Here is a 21,709-nt window from a genome sequence, read left to right as displayed (position 1 = left end):
AATTCAGCGCCAACTGATTCAGATAAAAATTATAGCACCCGATCTTTAAGAGTTCACAAATTGAAAATATATTTTACAAGTGGCATTCAATAATCAGGCAGCCATCATTCTGCTCTTCAGCAATAGATCAATTCGATGATTTTTATCAGAGCCTGTCTTTGGGGTTTGCTTGTGATCGCCTTGATACTGATCTGATGCAATTGAAAGACCTCCGGATATGTTCAAGAAAATCACGCGCGAGCAAGCCCGCGTCGGCATGTATGTGCAGGCATTGTGCGGCAGCTGGTATAGCCATCCATTCTGGCAACGCTCCTTCCTGATCCGCGACAGCGACATGCTGGCCAGGCTGCAGGCCAGCGCGGTGGAGGAAATGTGGATCGACCCCGCCAAAGGCGTCGCCGCAAGCGGCAACGAGCTGGCGCGCGCCGCCGAACTGGTGGACCGCGCGCGCGCGGCCGTCTGCGCGCTGTTCAGCCAGGCGCGCGCGGGCGACGCCGCCGCGCTGCCGGGCGCGCTGGCGTCCACCCTGCCGCTGGTGGACGACATCATCGGCTCCCTCTCGCACCATCCCGGCGCCATGCTGAGCCTGATCCGGCTGCGCACCAGCGACGACTACACCTACACCCATTCGGTCGCCGTCTGCACGCTGATGGTAGCGCTAGCCCAGCATATGGGCATGGCCCCCGGCGCGGTGCGCGAATGCGGCCTGGCCGGCCTGCTGCACGACATCGGCAAGGCCACGGTGCCGCCGGAGATCCTGAACAAGCCCGACCGGCTCAGCCCGGCCGAGTTCGAAGCGGTCAAGCTGCACCCGGTGACCGGGCACGCGCTGCTGAACGCGGCAGGCGGCCTGCCGGCGGTGGTGGCGGACGTCTGCCTGCACCACCACGAACGCTACGACGGCATGGGCTACCCGTCGCGCCTGGCCGGCGCCGACATCAGCCTGCAGGCCCGCATGGGCGCGGTCTGCGACGTGTACGACGCCATCACCTCGCAGCGTCCCTACAAGGCGCCCTGGAGCCCGCCGGACGCGCTGCGGCGCATGGCGGCCTGGACCCGCGAAGGCCATTTCGATCCCGCCGTCTTCGCCGCCTTCGTGCGCTGCATCGGCATCGCCCCCGCCGCAAATTTCACTTGCGTAACCGAAGTGAATTTACTATAGTCGTTGTAACTTCACCAAGCAGGCCGCATCGATGAGCAAAACCTCCTTCGCCGACAAGAACTGCCCCATCGCCCAGACGCTGGAGCAGGTGGGCGAATGGTGGACTTTCGTCATCCTGCGCAACGCCTTCTGCGGCATGCGCCGCTTCCAGGAATTCCAGCAGCACCTGGGCATCAGCACCAGCATCCTGACGCAGCGCCTGAACCGCCTGGTCGACAGCGGCATCCTGCTGCGCCAGCCGGCCCCGGACGACGGCCGCGTACTGCACTACCTGCTGACCGACAAGGGCCGCTCGCTCTACCCCATCCTGGCCGCCATGACGCTCTGGGGCGAACAATGGGCGCCCAACCCCAAGGGCGCGCGCCTGACCATGGTGGAACGCGCCACCGGGCTGCCGGTGGCCGGCGTGGGCATCCTGTCGGCCGACGGGCGCCAGCTGATGCCGGACCAGATCGACACGGTGGCCGGCCCCGGCGCCGACGACAGCACGCACGCATTGATGCGGATACGAGAGGAGACCATAAGAGATGCATCCTGAAGTTGACCAAGACCTGCGCTGGCTCAAGTCCTATCCGGAAGGCGTCCCGGCCACCATCGACCCGGAACAATACCGCTCGCTGCTGCAGTTGTTCGACGAGTCCTTCGCGCGCTTTGCCGCGCGCAATGCCTACGTCTGCATGGGCAGCGCGCTCACCTACGCGGAGCTGGACGGCCACTCGCGCAGCCTGGCGGCGTGGCTGCAGCAGCGCGGCCTGGGCCAGGGCGCGCGGGTGGCGGTGATGATGCCAAACCTGCTGCAGTATCCGATCGCGGTGGCCGCCATCCTGCGCGCCGGCTGCACCGTGGTCAACGTCAATCCGCTGTACACGCCGCGCGAACTGGCGCACCAGCTGAAGGACTCCGGCGCCGAAGCCATCATCATCCTGGAGAACTTCGCGGGAACGCTGGAACAGGTACTCGCGGACGGCGCGCCGGACATCAAGCACGTTGTGCTGGCCACCATGGGCGACATGCTCGGCACGCTCAAAGGCGCGCTGGTAAACCTGGTGCTGCGCCGGGTGAAAAAAATGGTGCCGGCCTACCGCCTGCCTGGCGCGGTTCCCTTTCGCCAGGCGCTGCAACAGGGCGCCGCGCTGCCGTTGCGGCCGGTGCAACCGCAACACGGCGACGTCGCCTTCCTGCAGTACACCGGCGGCACCACCGGCGTGTCCAAGGGCGCCACGCTGACGCACCGCAACGTCATCGCCAATATGCTGCAGAACGACGCCTGGGCCGGTCCGGCGCTGCGCCAGGCGCAGGCGGGCGGCGCACTGGTGACCGTGTGCGCACTGCCTCTGTACCACATCCTGGCGCTGAACGCCTGCATGTTGATGGGCGCGCGCTGGGGCGCCACCAACCTGCTGATCCCCAATCCGCGCGACATGGCCGGCTTCGTCAAGGAACTGTCGCGGTACCGCGTGAACTTCTTCCCCGGTGTGAACACGCTGTTCAACGGCCTGCTGAACCAGCCCGGCTTTTCCAAGCTGGACTTCTCCGGCCTGCGCATCACGCTGGGCGGCGGCATGGCGGTGCAGAAGGCGGTCAGCGACCGCTGGCGCGGCATCACCGGCGTGCCTATCCTGGAAGGCTACGGCCTGTCCGAAACGTCGCCCACCGCCACGCTGTGCCCGCCCGGCCAAGGCGAGTTCTCCGGCACCATCGGCCTGCCGGTGCCGTCCACCGAAGTGGCCATCCTGGACGACCACGGCCAGCCGCTGCCGCCAGGCCAAGCGGGGGAAATCGCAATACGCGGCCCGCAAGTGATGGCGGGCTATTGGAACCGGCCCGACGAGACCGCGCAAGCGATGACCGCCAGCGGCTATTTCAAATCGGGCGACGTCGGCGTCATGGACGAACGCGGCTACGTGAAAATCGTCGACCGCAAGAAGGACATGATCCTGGTGTCCGGCTTCAACGTCTACCCGAACGAAGTGGAAGGCGTGGTGGCGGCGCACCCGGACGTGCTGGAGTGCGCCTGCATCGGCGTGCCAGATTCCGGCTCGGGCGAAGCGGTCAAGCTGTTCGTGGTGCGCCGCAACGCCGCGCTCACCCAGGCGCAGCTGATGGACTACTGCAAGGCGCAGCTGACCGCCTACAAGAAGCCGAAATACATCGAGTTCCGCGACGCGCTGCCGAAGTCCAATGTCGGCAAGATCCTGCGCAGGGAACTGCGGGAAGCGGCCTAGCGCGGCAGCCGGCTCAGGGCAGCAGCAGCGAGTGCTGGCTGGCGGTGTGGAAGTCGCGCCAGACGCGGTTGATTTCGCTCTCTTCGTGGGCGGCGTACAGGCCGCAATAGGGATACAGTTCGTCCACCGCCTGGCGCGACACGGCCACCAGCGCCAGCGAAGCGGCTTGCAGTCCCGCCATGTCGGCCGCGCCCAGTTGCGCGCCCGCCGCCACCAGCGCCCAGGCGCGCTCCAGCACCCAATAGAAATGCTTGCGCGCGGCCGCGAAGGAATGCTGTTTCGCCTCCAGCAGCGCCGCCACGCCCGGCGCCTCCAGCAGCGGCAAGCCGGACATGGAATGCTTGCGGCGGCTCATCGCGGGCCGCGCCAGCTGCATGAAATGGGCGGCCATGCCGGCCATGTTGGCGGCCAGCGTGACGAAAGCCAGCGAGTAGAACGGGAAGCGGTACAACGGACCGTCCGCCGTGGCGCTGGCCGCGCCGATGGAAAAACCATGGTCGCGGTGCAGCCACTGTCCGGCGATGCGGTAGCTGTGCGAGGCGCTGGCGCGCATGCCGATGCTGCCCCACGACGGCACCATTTTCACCTGCCCGGCCGGCACAATGAAGGCGCGGATGCGCGGCGCGCCATGCTCGTCCAGCAGCGGCCGGCCGTGTTCGCGCAACACCGCGTTCAAGGTGAAATGAGTGGCCATGGGGGCGCCGCTGGCGTAGTCCCAGCGGCCGCTGATGCGGTAGCCGTCGCCCTCCAGGTCGGCATGGCCGGTGGGCGCGCCGCTGCCGCCCACGCACACGCGCCGCGTGCCGACGATGGCGCGCGCCGTGTCGGGCGGCAGGAAACCGGCGAACCAGCCGGCGCCGGCGCACAGGGTCAGCACCCAGCCCATGCTGCCGTCGATGGCGGCCACCGCTTCCTCGAGCCGCACCGCGTCCGGCAAGGCCAGTTCGGCGCCGCCGCAGGCGCGCGGCGCCAGCATTTTCAGCCAGCCGCGCCGGTGCAGCAAGGCTTGCTGGACGGGATGCAGCAAGCGTTCAGCGTCCGCCGCGGCGGCGTAGTGCGCAATGCGGCGCGCATCGCGCGCCGCCAGCGGCGCAGCGTAGCTGTCCGGCGCGGCCCCCGGCAGGGAGGCAGATGCGGCGGGGGACGGGGGGGAGGATGCGTCGGCGGAGTCGGTCATGCTGGGCTTGCTCAGTAGCTAAGCCCAGCATTCTCGCATTATTTCTGCTCAGGCGCCGAGCTGGCCTGGTTGCGCTTGGCGATCTCGTTGCCGAGGTAGCCGCCGCCGATGGCGCCGGCCACCGTGGCCAGCGTGCGGCCTTTGCCGCCGCCCACCTGGTTGCCCACCAGGCCGCCCACCACCGCGCCGATGCCGATGCCGAGCGCACTGTTCTGAGGCTCGGCGGCAGGCGCGGGCGCCGCAGCGGGCTGCTGCGCCACCTGCGGCGCCGGCTGCGGGACAGGCTTCGCGTACTCATGGTGCACCACGGTCTTGTGATGCACGACCTGCTTGGGCGCCGGCGCCGGTGCCGCTGCCGGCGCGGGGGCCGGGGCTGGCGCCGCCGCGGCAGGCTGGACGGCCAGCGCATTGCCTGCAGGCAGCGTGGCCGGCGCGGTGGGGCTCAGCTCGGCCGGCGCGCTGCCCTGCACCGCAGCCGTGGCGGGCACAGTCGCCACATCGCTTTTCGCGCCGGGCAGCAGGCCGGCGAAGGCGGCGGCGCCAACCAGGCTGGCGATGGTGACGGACGCGGCGGCGACAGCCATCAGCGGGTGGATGCGGGTGCTGGTCGAGGTATTTTCCATTTTTGTTCTCCGTAGGATAGACGCACAATGGCGCCGATACCGGTGATAACGCGCCAAAAACGGATCGGGCTGTTGGAAAAATGTTTCCAGAGTAATCAAATGTAAGCGGCCAGCGTACGCTGGCGCACGGACTGCCCCCCTCTTCCCGCCGAGAATAGTCCCAAGGGCCACCCGGCCGGGTTGGCCTGTCTGTCAACTGTGAAGGGGAATCGACATGAACTTTATCATCTGGATCGTAATTGGCGGCATCATCGGCTGGCTTGCCAGCATGGTCATGAAAACCGACGCGCAGCAAGGCATCCTGCTGAACATGGTGGTCGGTATCGTAGGCGCGCTGCTGGGCGGTTGGCTGCTCTCGCCGCTGTTCGGCGTTTCCACCATCAACGCGGACGATTTCAGCGCGCTGTCGCTGCTGGTTTCCTTCCTGGGTGCGGTTATCCTGCTGGGTATCGTCAACCTGATATTCCGGGGCCGCTTGCGCTAGCTAGCGCCCTGCCCCGCCGGTAAATCATTATCGAAAAGCCAACGCCCAGCGTTGGCTTTTTGTGCACAGCAACCAAGAATATCGTTGACGTAATTGAACGCCATAAGGATACTCGGCATTTTTCCGCCCTTGAGTGTCCTATTCAATGAACAAAACCCTGATCGCGCTCGCCATCCTGAGCACCGCAGCCCACGCCGATGAAGGCATGTGGATGCCGCAACAGCTGCCACAAGTAGCTAAGCAACTGAAAGCCGCCGGCCTGAAGCTGGACCCGTCCAAACTGACCCAGCTGACCGAGTTCCCGATGGGCGCCATCGTCAGCCTGGGCGGCTGCTCGGCCTCCTTCGTGTCGCCGCAAGGCCTGGTTGCCACCAACCACCACTGCGTGTACAACAGCGTGGCGCACAACTCCACGCCGCAGAACGACCTGCTGGCCAACGGTTTCCTGGCCAAGACCTTCGCCGACGAAGTGCCGGCCACGCCGGGCACGCGCATCTTCGTGACCACCGAGGTGCTGGACGTGACGTCCAAGATCATCACCCCGGAAGTGGCCAGGCTGAACGGCAAGAAGCGCAGCGACGCGATCGAAAAGAACCAGAAGGCCATGGTGGCCGAGTGCGAAAAGGATCCGGGCCACCGCTGCACCGTGTCGGCCTACTATGGCAGCCTGGAATACTACAAGATCAAACAGCTGGAAATCCGCGACGTGCGCCTGGTGCACGCGCCGCCTGAAGGCGTGGGCAAGTTTGGCGGCGACACGGATAACTGGATGTGGCCGCGCCACACCGGCGACTACGGCTTCTACCGCGCCTATGTGAGCAAGGACGGCAAGGCCGCCGACTTCAGCAAGGACAACGTGCCTTACGTGCCGAAGCACGTGCTGAAGCTGGCCAAGGAAGGCGTGAAGGAAGGCGACTTCATCATGGTGGCCGGCTACCCCGGCCGCACCAACCGCCACCGCCTGCCGTCGGAAGTGGACTTCACCTTCGGCTGGAACTATCCGCAGTTCGTGAAGGCGTCGGGCGACAACCTGGCCATCATCGCCGCCGAGACCAAGGACAACAAGGATGCCGCGCTGAAGTACGCCGGCCAGGTTGCCAACGTCAACAACTACTACAAGAACCGCCAGGGCATGCTGGACTCCTACGCTGGCAGCGATTTCCTGGCCCGCAAGACGCGCGAGCATGAAGAGCTGAAAGCGTGGGTCAACAGCGACGCCAAGCGCAAGGCCGAATACGCGGCCGGCATCGCGCAGGTGGAAGAGCTGATCGCCAAGCGCGACGCCAACGTCAAGCGCGAGTTCGAACTGAGCTACTCGCAGCCGCGCCTGCTGAACACCGCGCGCACGCTGTACCGCCTGGCCAATGAATCGCAAAAGCCGGACGTGGAGCGCAAGGCCGGCTACCAGGAACGCGACCTGAAGCGCATTGAAGCTTCGGTGGCGGCACTGGTGCGCAACTACGACGAAAAGGTCGACAAGGCGCTGGTGCTGCACCACCTGGCCAAGTACGCCGCCATGCCGAAGGCAGAGCGCAACGCCAACTGGGACGCCGCCATCGGCATCGTCGACGGCATGGACGCGGCCGCGCTGAAAGGCGTGATCGACAAGCTGTACGCCGGCAGCAAGCTGGGCGACGCCGCCGAGCGCAAGGCATGGCTGGGCAAGAAGCCGGCCGACTTCCAGGCCGCCAACGACAGCTTCATCAAGGCCGCCGTCGCAATGTACGACGTGGCCATGAAGGAAGAAGCGGAAGAGGAAGAACTGGCGGGCAGCCTGCAGCAGGCCTACTCGAGCTACATGAAGGCCAAGATCGCCTACATGAAGACCAAGGGCCAGGCCGTCTACCCCGACGCCAACAGCACCCTGCGCGTGACCTTCGGCAAGATCGCCGGCCGCCCATGGGGCACCGCCGACGGCACCGCCTGGACCGCGTTCACCACCGTCAAGGGCGTGGCCGCCAAAGCCACCGGCACGGGCGAGTTCAACGCACCGAAAGCGCAGCTGGACGCGATCAAGAACAAGGACTTCGGCAAATACGTCGACCCTGTGCTGAAATCGGTACCGGTGAACTACCTGGCCACGCTGGACATCACCGGCGGCAACTCCGGTTCGGCCGCGCTGAACGCCAAGGGCGAGTTCATCGGCCTGGCCTTCGACGGCACGCTGGACTCAATCATTTCCGACTGGGACTTCAACAACGCCAACACGCGCGACATCCAGGTCGACCTGCGCTACATGCTGTGGAACATGAAGCACGTGGACAAGGCCGACAACCTGTTGAAAGAAATGGGCGCCGAGTAAACATCGGCGTCTAACCCCGGGCGGTCACTCCCCGCCCTTTTGAAAGCCACGCGCGCCCGACTGCCCGCGTGGCTTTTTTTCGCCTCTCCGATCAGGCCGGCGCCAGTTTCAGGCCGGCGATGCAGGCGATGATGGCGGCGATCAGCAGCAGGCGCAGGGGGCTGGCGCTTTCGCCGAAGGCGGCGATGCCGATCAGCGCGGCGCCGGCCGCGCCCAGGCCGGTAAACACGGCAAAGGCGGTGCCCACCGGCAGGTGCTTGAGCGAGATCGTCAGCAGCGCTATGGCGCCGTTGGCGAACACCAGGCCCGCCACGCTGGGCCAGAAACGGGTCCAGCCTTCGGCGTATTTGAGGGCCACCGCCATCGCGATGTCTACCAGTGCGGCGGCCAGCAATATCGTCCAGGCCATGTCATTCCCCTTGCGCCTGCGCCATGCCGCGCGCCGTGGCGGGGCGGCGCGCAATGCGCTCCAGCCACGCGGACACCGCAGGATACGCCGCCATGTCCAGCCCCAGTTCGTGGTGCGAGGCCAGCCACGGCCAGGTGGCAATGTCGGCAATGCTGTAGTCGCCGCCCGCCAGCCAGGCGCTGGCCGCCAGCCGCTGTTCATACACGCCATAAAGACGGCGCACTTCGCGGCCGTAGCGCTCCAGCGCCTGTTCGTTGCGCGGTTCGGTGCAAGCGCCATGGCGGAACCACCACAGCTGCCCCAGCATCGGCCCCACGCTTGCCACCTGCAGGAACAGCCATTGCAGCACTTCGCTGCGCGCCGCGCCGTCTTTCGGCAGCAGGCGTCCGGCCTTATCGGCCAAGTGGATCAGGATGGCGCCGGATTCAAAGATGGCCTGGCCGTCGTCCACCAGCAGCGGGATCTTGTGGTTGGGGCTCATGGCGGCGAAGTCCGGCTGGTGCTGCTGGCCGGCGTTCAGGTCCAGCACGCGGACTTCATGCGGCAGTTCCAGCTCCTGCAGGGCGATGGTGGCCTTCTGGCCGTTCGGTGTGTTGGCGGTGTACAGCGTCAGCATGGTGCGGCTCCTGTTGAATCGATGGAGCCAGTATAGGTTCTGCGAAAACGCATTAAAATTGGCAAAAACTGCTTAATGATTCTGCGAAAATGCATAACATGGATTGGGAAGACCTGCGCTACTTCATGGCCCTGAGCGGCGCCATGGGCCGTGGCGGCGGCGTGTCGGCCGCCGCGCGCGAACTGGGCGTGAACCACTCCACCGTGCTGCGCCGGCTGGACAGCCTGGAACGCGCGCTCGGCGTGCGGCTGTTCGAGCGCTTCCAGTCCGGCTACACGATGACGCAGGCCGGCGAAACGCTGCAGGCCAGATTGGCCGGCGCGGAGGAACAGATCGCCTCGGCCCGCAGCGCCGTGGCCGGCCAGGACCAGCAGCTGGAAGGCGAGATTCGCATCACCACCACCGACACCCTGGCGCGCAGCCTGCTCATGCCCTGCCTGGCGCGCTTCCAGCAGCGCCATCCCGGGGTGCGCCTCCAGCTGGTGCTCAACAACGCCTTCCTGAACCTGAACCGACGCGAGGCCGACGTGGCGCTGCGCCCGTCCAACTCGCCGCCCGACACCTTGGTCGGCCGACGCCTCGGCGCGCTGTCGAGCGCCATCTACGCCTCGCACAGCTATCTGAAAGCGGCCGCCAAGCGGGGGCTTGGCGGCGCGGGTGGCGCCGGCCGCATCAGCGGCGGCGATGGCGGCGGCAGCGGCAACGGCGCCACCGGCATCGGCCCGGACGACTGGGCTGCGCACGACTGGATCGGCCTGGACGACACGCTGGCCCACCTGGAGCAGGCACGCTGGCTGGCGCGCCACGTGCCGCCCGAGCGGGTGCGCATGCGGGTCGACAGCCTGCTGGCCATGGTCGACGCCGCGCGCGACGGTATCGGCATGGCGCCGCTGCTGTGCCACCTGGCGGACCCGGAGCGCCGCCTGCAGCGCGTGGCCGGACCCGATCCGCGCTTCGACACCGGCCTGTGGGTGCTGACCCACCGCGACCTGAAAGACACCGCGCGCATCAAAGCGCTGACCCAGTTCCTCTACGAAGACCTGGGTCCGGCGCTGGGCTAAACGGCTGGGCTAAACAACCACCGCCGCGCTTACTTCAGGCGCGCTTTCAGTTCCTGCGACGCCTGGCTCATCGCCGCGCGCACGCCGTCCACGCCGGTCAGTGGGTTCAGCAGGCCGAAGTCGTGGATCATGCCGTTGTAGCGCACCGTGGTGACGCTCACTCCGGCGGCGTCCAGCTTGCGGCCATAGGCTTCGCCTTCGTCGCGCAGCACATCGAATTCGGCGGTCTGGATCAGGGCTGGCGGCAGGCCTTGCAGTTGCGGCAGCGTGGCTTGCAGCGGCGACGCGTAGATTTCTTTGCGCTGGGCTGCGTCCTTGGTGTAGCTGTCCCAGAACCAGACCATCATGTTTTTGGTGAGGAAGTGGTTGTCGGCGAATTGCTGGTAGGAGGGCGTGTCAAAATTGGCGTCCGTCACTGGCCACAGCAGCACCTGCGAGCGCAGCTTCGGTTCACCCTTGTCCTTGGACATCAGCGCCACCACCGCCGCCATATTGCCGCCCACGCTGTTGCCCGCCACCGCCAGGCGGCTGCCGTCCACCTGGATCTCCTTGCCGTGCGCTGCCACCCACCTGGTGGCGGCGTAAGCCTGCTTGATGGCCACGCCGTAACCGGCTTCCGGCGAGCGGGTGTAGTCTACATAGACCGCCACCGCGCCGGAGCCCGACACCAAGTCGCGGATCAGGCGTTCGTGGGTGGGGAAGTCGCCCAGCACCCAGCCGCCGCCGTGGAAGAACATGAAGGCGGGCAGCGTACTCTTGCTGCCGGCGGGACGCACGATCACCAGCTTGATCTCTTCCCCGTCCACGCTGATGGTCTTGCGCGACACGTCGGCTGCGGGCAGCTTGGCGCCCCTCTGCGCGCCTTCCAGCACGGCGCGGGCGGCGGCCGGGGTCATGGTCTCGAGCGGCTGGCCGCCCTCCAGCGCGGTCAGGAACTTGGCGGTCTTGGCTTCCACGCCCGGCAGGGCGCCGGCGAAGGCGCTCGATGCGATCAGGGTGGCCAGGGATGCTGCGATCAGGGTTTTGATGGTGCGCATGATGTTTCCTATCGTTGGTTATTTAATAGTGCACTACTTATTTGAGGGAGGCCGGCAACGTTGTTGCCGCTGCATGGGATGAATAATATATAGCGCGCGATTTAATAGCAAGCTATTTTTATCGTCCGCCCGGCGGGCGGCACTTGCGTTAAAGTCAGGTTTGCATATTCACCAATGAAAGGAAGTCCCATGACCACCAAGAAAATCGCCGTCCTGATCGGCAGCCTGCGCAAGGATTCCATCAACCGCAAGTTCGCCCACGAGCTGATCGCCCTGGCGCCGGCCTCGCTGGCGTTCGAGTTCGTCGACATCGGCGGCCTGGCCCTGTACAACCAGGACCTGGACGACGTAGGCCAGGCGCCCGCCGCCTGGACCGCCTTCCGCGACACCATGGCCAGGGTGGACGGCGTGCTGATCGTCTCGCCCGAGTACAACCGCTCCATGCCGGCCTCGGTCAAGAACGCGCTGGACGTGGGCTCCCGCCCTGCCGGCAAGAGCATCTGGAGCGGCAAGGCCGGCGGCGTGGTCACGGTGTCGCCGGGCGGCGTGGGTGGCTTCGGCGCCAATCATGCCATCCGCCAGTCGCTGGTGGCGCTCAACGTGGCCACCATGCCCGCGCCGGAAGCCTATATCGGCGGCGCCGCCAAGATGCTGGGTGAGGACGGCAAAGTGAACAACGACCAGACCCGCGAAGTGCTGCGCAAGTTCATCACCGCCTACGCGGCCTGGGTGGACAAAAACGCGCCTGTGTAAGCGCGCGGCCGGGGCGGGGAAGACCGCCCCGGTGCTACAATTCGGCTCTGATCCAGCGCCTACCCGGCGCGCCTTCACCACCATACCTCTGAGATCCAGACGCCATGCACCCAGAAATGCTCACGCCCTACGAAAAGGGCAACCGTAACCAGACCACCCTTTGGACCGAATGCATCGCCTTCTACGAAGAGCTGGCGCGCCGCTTCCCGCAGGTGCTGCGCTTCGAGCAGATCGGCGTATCGGACGGCGGCATTCCGGTGCACCGCGGCGTGGTGAGCGCGGACGGCGTGTTCGGCCGCGAAGAGATCAAGGCCGCCGGCCGCACCGTCTTCTTCAACAACAACGGCATCCACCCGGGCGAGCCGGAAGGCGTGGACAGCTGCATGGCCATGGTGCGCGACTTTTGCCACGACCCGGCCAAGCTGGCCGCGCTGGGCGAAACCGTGTTCCTGTTCATCCCCGTATACAACGTGGACGGCTGCCTGAACCGCGCCAACACCTCGCGCGTGAACCAGGACGGCCCGGAGCAGTTCGGCTTCCGCGGCAACAGCCGCCACCTGGACCTGAACCGCGACTTCGTCAAGTGCGACACCCTGAACGCGAAGCTGTTCAACCAACTGATCGCCTCGTGGCAGCCGGACGTGATGGTGGATACCCACACCTCCAACGGCGCCGACTACCCGTATACCATGACGCTGATCCACACCCAGGCCGACAAGCTGGGTTACGGCCTCGGCCCCTTCCTGCGCAACACCATGCTGCCTGCGATCTACGCCGAGATGGAGCAGCGCGGCTGGCCGACCTGCCCGTACGTCAATCCGGTGCAGGACACGCCGGACGACGGCATCGCCGAATTCCTGGAAGTGCCGCGCTTCTCCACCGGCTTCGCGGCGCTGCACCACGTGATCGGCTTCATGCCCGAAACGCACATGCTCAAGCCCTTCGCGGACCGCTACGAATCCATGCGCGCGCTGGTGGAAACCACGCTGGCCTTCACCGTCAGGCACGGCGCCGAAATCAAGCGCCTGCGCGCCGAGGCCAGGGCCGAGGGCCGCAAGCAGGCCGCCTGGCCGGTGATGTGGCAGATGGACGAGAGCAATCCCGCCACCTTCCGCTTCAAGGGCTACGCCGCCAGGCGCCACGCCAGCGTGATCGGCAACTACACCCGCCTCTCCTATGACCGCAGCCAGCCTTGGGAAAAGGACATCGCCTACTACAACAGCTTCCCCGCCAGCGTCACCGTGCGCGCGCCGAAAGCGTATGTGGTGCCGCAGCAGTGGCGCGAAGCCATCGAGCGCCTGCAATGGAACGGCGTGCGGATGACGCGCGTTGAGAAAGCCGAAACGGTGCAGGCGCAGTACTACCACATCGCCTCCGTGCAATCGCGCCCCACCGCCTACGAGGGCCACATGTTCCACGACGGCGTGGAAGTGGAAGCGCGCACGGGCGCCTTCCAGCTCAACGTGGGCGACTACATCGTTTCGCTGGACCAGGACAACGCCCGCTATGCGGTGGAGACGCTGGAGCCGCAAGGCCACGACAGCTTCTTCCGCTGGGGCTTCTTCAACAGCGTGCTGGAAAAGAAGGAAGCCTTCTCCGACTACGTGTTCGAAGACCTGGCTTTGGACATGCTGGAAACCGAGCCTGAACTGAAAGCCAAATTCGAAGCGTGGAAGCTGGCCAACCCTGCCCTGCTGAGCAACCAGGACGCGGTGCTGCACTTCATCTTCCACAACGGCAAACGGCATGCCGAGCCGGAGTGGCGCCGCTACCCAGTGCTGTCGATCCTGTAAGAGATCGATGCACTACGCACTCAACCTGCGGACCTTCTTCTACAGCCACTACTTCCACCTGGGCCTGCGCTTCGCGGCAGGCCTGGTCGGCGTCACCATCATCGCGCTGCAGTTTACCGGCATGGCCGTCGCCATGACGGTGTGCATCGGCGCGCTGTGCACGGCGCTGATGGACATGCCCAGCCCCCTGAAGCACAAGCTCAACGAGATGCTGGCGTCGGTGCTGCTGTGCACGACCGTCACGCTGCTCATCAGCCTGTGCGGCCCCGTGCCCTGGCTGCTGATGACCATGCTGGTGCTGGTGAGCTTCTTCGCCAGCATGATGGTGGTGTACGGGAAGAAGTCCATGCCTTTGCAGCTCGCCACGCTGTTCATCATGACCATGTCGATGGAACATGTGATGACGGTGCGCGAGTCCTTTATCCACGCCGGCCTGTTCCTGCTGGGCAGCGTGGCCTATCTGGCCTATGCGATGGCGCTGGCATGGCTGCTGCGCCACCGCATCAAGCAGCAGGTGCTGGCCGAGGCGCTGTTCGAGCTGGCCGCCTACATCGACATCAAGGCCGACTTCTACGACACGCGCTACAACCTCACCGAGCAGTTTAACAAGCTGGTGCGGCATCAGGCGCTGCTGGCCGACCGCCAGCAGGCTTCTCGCGACCTGATCCTGCGCAGCCACCAGAACCGCAAGGACGCCATCGTGGTGCAGGTCCACGTCTGCATGCTGGACCTGTACGAGCAGATCCTGTCCACCCACACCGACTACGCGCTGCTGCGCACCCACCTGGCCGACGCGCCGGTGCTCAGGACACTGCACGACCTGGCCTACAAGGCCGCGCGCGATATCGAGTCGGTCGGCTACGCGGTGACGCGCAAGCGGCCCTCGCACGCGGCCATCAGCTACGCGCCCGAGATGGAGGCGCTGGAAGCGGCCATCGCGCAGCTGCAGGCGGACGCCGACGCGGGCAAGCCCGCAGGCGAGGCGCTGGCTGTGCTGCGCGCCCAGCGCAACAAGATCCGCGCCATCATCCGCATGATAGGCGAGCTGCACGTGGCCAGCCAGAAGGAGTACGAAGGCACACCGTTCTGGGTGGACGCCGACATGCAGCCCTTCCTGTCGCAGCAGAAGTACGAACTGCAGCTGATGCTGTCGCACTTCCGCATGGACTCGCCTATCTTCCGCTTCTCGCTGCGGGTGGCGATGGCGATTGCGGCCGGACTGGCGGTGGGCCACATGCTGCCGTACGCGGCGCACAGCTACTGGATCGTGCTCACCATCGTGATCATCCTGAAGCCCAGCTTCAGCATGACCAAGCAGCGCCGCAGCGACCGCATCGCCGGCACCATCATCGGCTGCGTGATCACGGCGCTGATACTGAAGTTCGTCGACTACACACCGGCCATCGTCGGCATCCTGATCCTGGCGACGGTGGCCACGCCCACCTTCATCTACCTGCGCTACCGCTACGCGGCGATTGCGGTATCCATCATGATCCTGCTGCAGATGCACCTGATCGCACCTGGGAACACCAGCCTGATCACCGAGCGCCTGGTGGACACCTTCATCGGCGCGGCGGTGGCCACCGTATTCAGCTTCGTGCTGGCCAACTGGGAATACCAGACCTTGCCGCGCCTGATACGGCAGGTGCTGGACGTGAACCTGCGCTATATGCAGGCTTCGTTCGAACTGCTGCAGGGAAAAAGCCGCAACGACTTCCCCTACCGCATAGAGCGCAAGCGGCTGATGGACAGCCTGGCGGGCCTGAGCGCGGCGCTGGTGCGCATGCTCGACGAGCCGGCCAGCAAGCAGCGCGCGGCCGAGGACATCAACCTGTTCATCGTGCAGAACTACCTGCTGGTGGCGCACGTGGCGGCGCTGCGCGCCATCCTGCGGCGGCACGTGAAGGATATTCCGGCGGACGCGGTCAACGCCATGCTGGCGCACAGCCACGCCCAGGTGTACCTGACCCTGTCGCGCGCGCTGGCGCAGCACGGCCAGCCGATTGCGCCGCTGCCGGCGCAGCCGGTTCCGACCGAGCCCCCCCACGCGGAAGCGGCGGTGGCCTGGCCGGGCTGGCCGGTGGTTCAGAGGCGCATCCGGCTGCTTCAGGCGGATGCGGATAAAATCGTGGTTCACAGCGAGGCGATCGTCCACAACGTCTCCCCCAACTAGCCACAGGAGACAGCATGACCGACCACGCCCCCTTGAGCGGACGCGACCTGATAGCGGCGCTGTGCGTGGTCCTCATCTGGGGCACCAACTTCGTGGCCATGAAGTTCGGCCTGCGCGACTTCACGCCATTCCAGCTCGGCGCCGGGCGCTTCCTGTTCGCCATCCTGCCGCTGGTGTTCTTCATCCGCCCGCCCAAGCTGTCGTGGCGCATCGTGCTGCTGTACGGGCTGTGCCAGGGCGTGGGGCAGTTCGGATTGCTGTTTCTCTCGCTGCGGGCCGGCATGAGCGCCGCGCTGGCCTCCGTGATCCTGCAGACGCAGGTCTTCTTCACCGCCATCTTCAGCTACGCCCTGCTGAGCGAGCGCCCCAGCCGCGCGCTGCTGGCCGGCCTGGCGCTGGCCGCCTGCGGGCTTGGATGCTTCGGCCTGAACTACGTGGGCGGGGCCAATGCGGCCGCAGGCGCAGCGGCGGGCGGGACCACCCTGGCCGGCTTCCTCCTGTGCCTATGCGCGGCCGCGATGTGGGCGGCGTCCAATATTGTGGTGCGGCGCGCGCAGCGCAGCACACCGCAGTTCGACGTGCTGGCCTTCATGGTATGGAGCAGCCTGGCGCCCATCCTGCCCTTCATCGGCCTGTCGCTGCTGTTCGACGACCCGGCCACGCGCTGGCGCTGGACCGGCGCGCCGCCCAGCACCTGGGCCTCGCTGGCCTACCTGGGCTGGATGGCCACCATCCTCGGCTACGCCATGTGGACCGGCCTGCTCAAGCGCCACCCCGTGAACCGGGTGGCGCCGTTCAGCCTGGGCGTGCCCGTGGTGGGCATCGCGGCCGGCATGCTGGTGCTGGGCGACACCATCAACGCCCTGCAGTGGGCGGGCATCGCCCTGATCGTCGCCGCCCTCGCCTGCGTGCTGTGGGGCGGCCGTTTCCTGGACCGCGCGCGCCCACGGCCATAGGCGGCATATGATGTGTAGCGCACATAAGGCGCGGCCAGTCAGCTCTACAATACAAGCACCCCCAACCAACCGGAAGCACCACGATGAAACAGCTGATGCTCGTTTGCAGCGGCCTGCATGCCCTGATCGCGCTGCTGTTCGGCGGCGGCGCGCTGCTGCTGGTCGCCATTGCCGCGCGCATGGGCTGGTATGCGGCCGGCGGTGAACTCGGCCTGGCTGCGGCGCAGGAAGTGATCGAAGCGATCGGCATCCTGGCGGCCGCCGTGGTGGCGCTGCAAATCGCCGAAACCATCATCGAGGAAGAAGTGGTGCGCGACGCCGACATCAGCGCGCCTACGCGGGTGCGGCGCTTCCTGTCGCGCTTTTTCGTGGTGGTGGTGGTGGCGCTGGCCATCGAAGGCCTGGTTGCCACCTTCCGCGCCGTCCACGAGGACGCCGAAGACTTGGTTTACGTCGCAGCGCTGGTCGCCAGCGTCGGCGTGCTGCTGGCCTCCTGGGGCATCTTCGTCCACCTCAACCGCTCGGCGGAAGAACTCGAACCCGCCGCCATGGAACAAGCCCAGGCCGAAGACCACAAGGTGCAGCCTTAGATTCAACTATGCATATCCGATGCTCCCGAAAAGCAAAATTCCCGTCCCTCAAATTGAATCTCGGGACAAACCGCACACAGGCCAGTAACACTGCCACGGATCGCCAACTGTGGCGACACCAATACCGCGTTCCCTTGACTATCGTTTGATAGGACGATTTGCATCGCTGTAGCCCATGGACTACAGTTATTTATGCTTCAGATTCTGCAAAGCGAAAGGTTCAAACGCTGGCAAACGGCACTCAAGAATCGTCAGGCAGTCTTGCGCATCAACGCGAGACTGGAGCGTTTGCGGGCGGGAAATTTTGGCGACACAAATATCTGCGCGATGGCATCAGCGAGCTCAGAATTGACGCAGCTGGCCAAGGATACCGGGCTTGCCCGCGAAAGCCTCTACAAGGCATTGTCGGCAGAGGGCAACCCTGAATTCGCGACCATCATGAAGGTCGCGAAGGCACTTGGCTTATCGTTCAGCCCTGGTCGTGCCTAGTGCTTAGCGCCACGCGGGCGGCGGCGAGGTCCCAGGCGGCGCAGCCGACGGTTTTGAAGAGCACGGGCTCGGCGTCGGCCATCGGGGCGGCGCCCAGGGCTTGGGCGATGCCTTGCACTTGCGACCAGTCGGTGCCGGCTTGCAGCAGGTCGCCGGCTTCGTGGCGGGCGCCTTCGGGGTCGTCGACGTAGATGCGGCTGCCTGACACCGTGGCGGGGGCGATTTCGGCGGCGTCGGGTTTGAAGGCGCCGACGGCGATGATGAGGCGCCCGGCGCGCGCGGGGTGCAGGTAGACCGGCTGCTTGCTGGTGGTGCCGGTGATGACGACGTCGATGTCGTCGGCCATGGCGGCGATGTCGGCGGCTGCGGGCGGGCGCGCGAAGGCGCCCGGTTCATGCGAGTCTGCACCATGGGCGCCAGCATGCGCCGCGTGCAGGTGCTCGGAGATGAAACGTTCGGCGGAGGCGCCGGTGCGGCCGCCGATGCTGACGGCGGCGTGCGGGTAGATGACGGCCAGCGCCTTCGCATGGTTCAGCGTCTGGGTGCCGGTGCCGACCAGCAGCACATGGCGCGGCGCGCGGCCCAGCAGCGTGGCGATGCCGAGCATGGACAGCGCGGCGGTGCGGCGGCCCGTGACGGTGGCGCCGTCCAGCGTGAGGACGACGGCGCCGGTAGTCGCGTCCAGCACGCTGACCTGGCCCGCGATGGTGGGCAGGCCGCGCACGCTGTTGTCCGGCACCACGGTAATCAGCTTGTGGACCGCGATGTCGGGCGCGGTGGCGACCATGGACAGGATCACGCCGCCGCCGGCCAGCGGCGCCACTTGCCGCGCCGGGCAGGCGATGACGCCTTGCGCGGCCTGCCATACGGCCAGGCGCAGCGCATCCAGCAGCGCGGGAAAAGGAATCAGGGCGGCGGTGTCGGCCGCGTTCAATGCTGCTGAGGACATGGATGTCTCCGTTTCCGGTAGCCGCGCGCACGCTTGATTGCGTGCGGTGTCCTGACTATCATAGCAGTCAACATTGTTTCATTGTTATGGAAGATGTCCGCACACTGTCAGAGCTGTGGCGCCTGCTGCGCCAAATTCCGCGTGTCATTCTATTGGGGCGAAACCGATGCGCATCCGGGCGGCACCGTGCCGCAGCGCATGGTGGTGCCGATCTCGCCGCACCTGGTGGCGATGCGCGGCACCGAGCACCGGCCGTCGCGCTGTTCGGCGCTGGACGGCGAAGTCGGCCGGCAGGTCGGCTGTTCCATCTATCCGCAGCGTTCCAGCACCTGCCACGAATTCGAGGCGGGCACGCCAGCCTGCAACGCAGCGCGCGCCCATTATGGTCTGACCGAGATCGAAACCGACGCCGAAGCCGTTTAGGAGCTTATGCGTGGCAGACGCGGTTGCGCCCCGCTTCCTTGGCCTGGTAGAGCAGCGCGTCGGCCTTTTGCAGCATGGCTTCGGCAGTGCCCACGGCGTAGTCGGCAAACACGCCCATGCTCATGGTGACCTTCAAGCCGGGCTCCACCTCGTGCCACGGGTGCTGCTCGATGATCTGGCGCAGCTTATCGCACAGGGCAGCCGCTTGCGGCAGGTCGGTTTCCGGTAGTGCCAGCACGAATTCCTCGCCGCCGTAACGCGCTACCAGGTCGCTCAGCCGCACGTGCTGGCGCAGGATGGCGCCCACCTGGCGCAGCACCGCGTCGCCGGTCGCGTGCGAGTAGTTGTCGTTGATCTTCTTGAAGAAGTCGATGTCGCCGATGACCAGGCTGAGTGGGCGCTTGTGGCGCACCGCCTGGTTGTACAAGGTGCTGGCCTGTTCGTCGAAATGGCGGCGGTTGTACAGGTTGGTGAGCGCGTCGCGGATGCTGAGCTCACGCAGCTGGTCGGCCTGCTGCAAGATGGTCTGGTGCGACGCTTGCAGTTCTTCGTGGCTGCGCGCCAGCTGTTCGCTCATTTCGTTGAAGGCGCTGGCCAGGGTGGCCACTTCGTCCTTGCCTTGCACCGGCACTTGCTGGCGCAGCGAGCCGCCGTGCATGGCGCGCACGGCGCTGGTGAGGTGGCTCAGGCGGCTGCTCAGGCCCCGGCTGAGCGCCAGGCCGAGGCCCAGCGCCAGCAGCGCAGCACCGGCGGCGCCGGCGGCCAGGGAGGAACGCATGGCGGCAAGGAATTCGAGTTCCTGCCGGCTGGGCGTGATCACGCCTTCAGGAGAGACGTAAGCGGCCACCTTGCCATTCACTTCGATCGGGCGCGCCTTGGCGCGGGCATCGGCCGGCAACTGGCTGTCGCGGCTGTACTGGCCGGCGCCGAGCAGGACTTTGTAGTCCGGGTCGGTCAGCACGAAGCGGTATGGTGGCGCCTGGCGCTGGCGGCCGCGCTCTGGACGGTCGTCGGACGGAGCCTGGCGCTGGCCGGCGAACGGCTCGGTCGCGCCGGTTGCCTGCGGCTGCTGCAGGTAAGCGGCGCGCCAGATACGGGGCGCCGCCTGCGGCGTGCCGCGCTCGTCGGCCTGCACGCTGCGGTCCTCCTTAGCCGGAGCGGCGGCCGGAGGCGCGCGGCGGTCTTCGAACTCGGGGCGGCGGCCATCGGGCGGGCCACGGCGCTCGTCGAACTCGGGGCGGCGGCCGTCGGGCGGGCCACGGCGCTCGTCGAATTCGGGGCGGCGGCCGTCGGACGGGCCACGGCGCTCGTCTAATTCGGGGCGGCGGCCATCGGGCGGGCCACGGCGCTCGTCGAATTCGGGGCGGCGGCCATCGGGTGGGCCACGGCGCTCGTCGAGTTCGGGGCGGCGGCCATCGGGTGGGCCACGACGCTCGTCGAACTCGGGGCGGCGCGCGTCGGGCGGGCCACGGCGCTCGTCGAGTTCGGGGCGGCGGCCATCGGGTGGGCCACGGCGCGCGTCGGGCTGAGGGGCGCCTTCGGGGCGTGGCGGCCGCGCCTCGTCCTGGCGCGACTGGCGGTCGATATTGGGCGGCATGCGTTCAAGCAGGTCGCTCGGACGCTCGCTGTCCGGCGCCACCTGGCCGCGCTCGGTGCGCTGGACGAAGCGGTCAAAGGACTCAGTGGCAATCGCCGTCTTCCAATCGCCATACTCGGTCAAATAAGCCGTCATGAATTTATGGAAGTGCTCGGCGGCCTGCTTGCTCCGTATGGTGTCGAACTTGGTGTTGACACTGGAATAAGTCAGGCCGCCCACCACCGCCACCGACGCCAGTCCGGTCAGCAGCAAGGCGAGCATGAGTTTGATACGCAAAGACATCCCGAATCCCCTGTTTTTAATTGCTTTTAGGCCATCAATGATACAGCAGAGCTACCTCTGCGTGCCTGCAGCTTCGGCAGAGTTATTTGAATTTTTTATAGGCCACATCACAAATGAAAAGTTTATTTATGGATGTGGAGCATCTATACTGCACTGCAACATCACACGCATTGGAGCACATCATGACCACCGCAAGCAACCTGACGTTCAACAGCTACAACGAAACCAGCTATTTCGCCAACGTTGGCCGGGCAGCACGCGGTCTGATGGCTGCCCTGCTGGCCCACAAGCCTGCCGCCGCACCGGTGCAGCGCAGCAAACCACAGGCTACGCTGTTCGAACTGGCCAGCCGTCCAGACGCGAACATGCCTAACCTGATGACCGAACTGCACTTCATGGCATCGCGGGGTTAATCATGGAACTGATCGCCCTGTTCACCACTGTCATCGCCGCCGCCGCAGTCGCTGCCCGCATCTGCCTGCAACCCGTCCTGGACCGTTCGCTGGAAGAGCTGGAAACCCTGGCCAAGGCGCACTAAGGCAGGCAATACCAAAGAAAAACCCGGCCGAGGCCGGGTTTTTGTCATTCTGGGCACATGCCCGCCGACG

General features: G+C 66.1%; 22 protein-coding genes. 15 read left to right on the top strand and 7 right to left on the bottom strand.

The annotated features are described in order from the left end of the window. Positions 1 to 217: 217 nt before the first annotated feature. Genes ASD15_RS00495 through ASD15_RS00485 form a run of 3 tightly spaced genes read left to right on the top strand, consistent with a single transcriptional unit; the run spans position 218 to position 3,387 of the window. Entirely contained in the window at positions 218 to 1,162 is a 945-nt protein-coding gene (locus tag ASD15_RS00495) for an HD-GYP domain-containing protein (protein ID WP_057152722.1), read from the top strand. Between the two features lie 31 nt (positions 1,163 to 1,193). Continuing rightward, a complete protein-coding gene (locus ASD15_RS00490; RefSeq protein ID WP_057152721.1) occupies positions 1,194 to 1,700 on the top strand; it encodes a helix-turn-helix domain-containing protein in 507 nt (168 codons plus the stop codon). After that, a complete protein-coding gene (locus ASD15_RS00485) occupies positions 1,690 to 3,387 on the top strand; it encodes a long-chain-fatty-acid--CoA ligase (RefSeq protein WP_057152720.1) in 1,698 nt (565 codons plus the stop codon). Before ASD15_RS00490 ends, ASD15_RS00485 begins: the two co-directional genes overlap by 11 nt. 13 nt (positions 3,388 to 3,400) lie before the next feature. Here ASD15_RS00485 and ASD15_RS00480 read toward each other — a convergent pair whose 3' ends face one another. Beyond that, complete coding sequence (locus tag ASD15_RS00480) at positions 3,401 to 4,564, bottom strand: acyl-CoA dehydrogenase (RefSeq protein ID WP_082551446.1); 1,164 nt, start codon at positions 4,562 to 4,564, stop codon at positions 3,401 to 3,403. Between the two features lie 38 nt (positions 4,565 to 4,602). Beyond that, positions 4,603 to 5,187, bottom strand: a complete 585-nt coding sequence (locus ASD15_RS33610) for a glycine zipper 2TM domain-containing protein (RefSeq protein ID WP_057152719.1) — start codon at positions 5,185 to 5,187, stop codon at positions 4,603 to 4,605. Positions 5,188 to 5,401: 214 nt separating this feature from the next. On the opposite strand from ASD15_RS33610, the gene ASD15_RS00470 reads away from it, so the two are divergent. Together ASD15_RS00470 and ASD15_RS00465 are read left to right on the top strand one after the other, a co-directional pair. After that, entirely contained in the window at positions 5,402 to 5,671 is a 270-nt protein-coding gene (locus tag ASD15_RS00470) for a GlsB/YeaQ/YmgE family stress response membrane protein (RefSeq protein ID WP_057152718.1), read from the top strand. Between the two features lie 145 nt (positions 5,672 to 5,816). Next, entirely contained in the window at positions 5,817 to 7,973 is a 2,157-nt protein-coding gene (locus ASD15_RS00465) for a S46 family peptidase (protein ID WP_057152717.1), read from the top strand. A 91-nt stretch (positions 7,974 to 8,064) separates the two neighbouring features. Here ASD15_RS00465 and ASD15_RS00460 read toward each other — a convergent pair whose 3' ends face one another. Together ASD15_RS00460 and ASD15_RS00455 are read right to left on the bottom strand one after the other, a co-directional pair. Further along, positions 8,065 to 8,382 carry a multidrug efflux SMR transporter gene (locus ASD15_RS00460; protein WP_057152716.1) on the bottom strand — a complete coding sequence of 106 codons (318 nt, stop codon included), beginning with the start codon at positions 8,380 to 8,382 and terminating at the stop codon, positions 8,065 to 8,067. A 1-nt stretch (position 8,383) separates the two neighbouring features. Then, entirely contained in the window at positions 8,384 to 8,998 is a 615-nt protein-coding gene (locus ASD15_RS00455) for a glutathione S-transferase family protein (protein ID WP_057152715.1), read from the bottom strand. Between the two features lie 89 nt (positions 8,999 to 9,087). Between ASD15_RS00455 and ASD15_RS00450 the strand changes: the two genes are divergently transcribed. Next, positions 9,088 to 10,059 carry a LysR family transcriptional regulator gene (locus ASD15_RS00450; protein ID WP_057152714.1) on the top strand — a complete coding sequence of 324 codons (972 nt, stop codon included), beginning with the start codon at positions 9,088 to 9,090 and terminating at the stop codon, positions 10,057 to 10,059. Positions 10,060 to 10,088: 29 nt separating this feature from the next. Here the strand turns inward: ASD15_RS00450 and ASD15_RS00445 are convergent, their stop codons facing one another. Beyond that, complete coding sequence (locus tag ASD15_RS00445; RefSeq protein ID WP_057152713.1) at positions 10,089 to 11,096, bottom strand: alpha/beta hydrolase; 1,008 nt, start codon at positions 11,094 to 11,096, stop codon at positions 10,089 to 10,091. 189 nt (positions 11,097 to 11,285) lie between these two features. On the opposite strand from ASD15_RS00445, the gene ASD15_RS00440 reads away from it, so the two are divergent. The 6 genes from ASD15_RS00440 (at position 11,286) to ASD15_RS00415 (ending at position 17,850) form a co-directional block, all read left to right on the top strand. Continuing rightward, the gene (locus ASD15_RS00440) at positions 11,286 to 11,849 is read left to right on the top strand and encodes an NADPH-dependent FMN reductase (RefSeq protein WP_057152712.1); all 564 of its coding nucleotides are present in this window, start codon (positions 11,286 to 11,288) and stop codon (positions 11,847 to 11,849) included. A 104-nt stretch (positions 11,850 to 11,953) separates the two neighbouring features. Beyond that, positions 11,954 to 13,642, top strand: coding sequence for a M14 family zinc carboxypeptidase (locus ASD15_RS00435; protein WP_057152711.1), 1,689 nt, complete (start codon positions 11,954 to 11,956; stop codon positions 13,640 to 13,642). A 7-nt stretch (positions 13,643 to 13,649) separates the two neighbouring features. Continuing rightward, entirely contained in the window at positions 13,650 to 15,815 is a 2,166-nt protein-coding gene (locus ASD15_RS00430) for an FUSC family membrane protein (protein ID WP_057152710.1), read from the top strand. A gap of 14 nt (positions 15,816 to 15,829) precedes the next feature. Then, on the top strand, positions 15,830 to 16,771 hold the full coding sequence (locus tag ASD15_RS00425) for an EamA family transporter (RefSeq protein WP_057152709.1): 942 nt from the start codon (positions 15,830 to 15,832) through the stop codon (positions 16,769 to 16,771). A gap of 83 nt (positions 16,772 to 16,854) precedes the next feature. After that, positions 16,855 to 17,361 carry a hypothetical protein gene (locus ASD15_RS00420; protein ID WP_057152708.1) on the top strand — a complete coding sequence of 169 codons (507 nt, stop codon included), beginning with the start codon at positions 16,855 to 16,857 and terminating at the stop codon, positions 17,359 to 17,361. A 192-nt stretch (positions 17,362 to 17,553) separates the two neighbouring features. Further along, the gene (locus ASD15_RS00415; RefSeq protein WP_057152707.1) at positions 17,554 to 17,850 is read left to right on the top strand and encodes an addiction module antidote protein; all 297 of its coding nucleotides are present in this window, start codon (positions 17,554 to 17,556) and stop codon (positions 17,848 to 17,850) included. Here ASD15_RS00415 and lhpI read toward each other — a convergent pair. Then, entirely contained in the window at positions 17,831 to 18,799 is a 969-nt protein-coding gene (gene lhpI, locus ASD15_RS00410; RefSeq protein ID WP_057152706.1) for a bifunctional Delta(1)-pyrroline-2-carboxylate/Delta(1)-piperideine-2-carboxylate reductase, read from the bottom strand. The genes ASD15_RS00415 and lhpI overlap by 20 nt on opposite strands. Before the next feature lie 93 nt (positions 18,800 to 18,892). Between lhpI and ASD15_RS00405 the strand changes: the two genes are divergently transcribed. Beyond that, entirely contained in the window at positions 18,893 to 19,222 is a 330-nt protein-coding gene (locus ASD15_RS00405) for a YkgJ family cysteine cluster protein (RefSeq protein WP_082551445.1), read from the top strand. Between the two features lie 4 nt (positions 19,223 to 19,226). On the opposite strand, the gene ASD15_RS00400 is transcribed toward ASD15_RS00405, so the two are convergent. Further along, on the bottom strand, positions 19,227 to 21,101 hold the full coding sequence (locus tag ASD15_RS00400) for a diguanylate cyclase (protein WP_229418001.1): 1,875 nt from the start codon (positions 21,099 to 21,101) through the stop codon (positions 19,227 to 19,229). 182 nt (positions 21,102 to 21,283) lie between these two features. Between ASD15_RS00400 and ASD15_RS00395 the strand changes: the two genes are divergently transcribed. After that, entirely contained in the window at positions 21,284 to 21,514 is a 231-nt protein-coding gene (locus tag ASD15_RS00395; protein WP_157200779.1) for a hypothetical protein, read from the top strand. A gap of 2 nt (positions 21,515 to 21,516) precedes the next feature. Beyond that, positions 21,517 to 21,639 carry a hypothetical protein gene (locus ASD15_RS33485; RefSeq protein ID WP_267877820.1) on the top strand — a complete coding sequence of 41 codons (123 nt, stop codon included), beginning with the start codon at positions 21,517 to 21,519 and terminating at the stop codon, positions 21,637 to 21,639. Positions 21,640 to 21,709: the final 70 nt, after the last annotated feature.

This window comes from Massilia sp. Root351 (assembly GCF_001425045.1).
Lineage (GTDB): Bacteria > Pseudomonadota > Gammaproteobacteria > Burkholderiales > Burkholderiaceae_D > Rugamonas.
The sequence above is the reverse complement of the archived record's forward strand: the minus strand, read 5'-3'. Positions and strand labels throughout refer to the sequence as shown.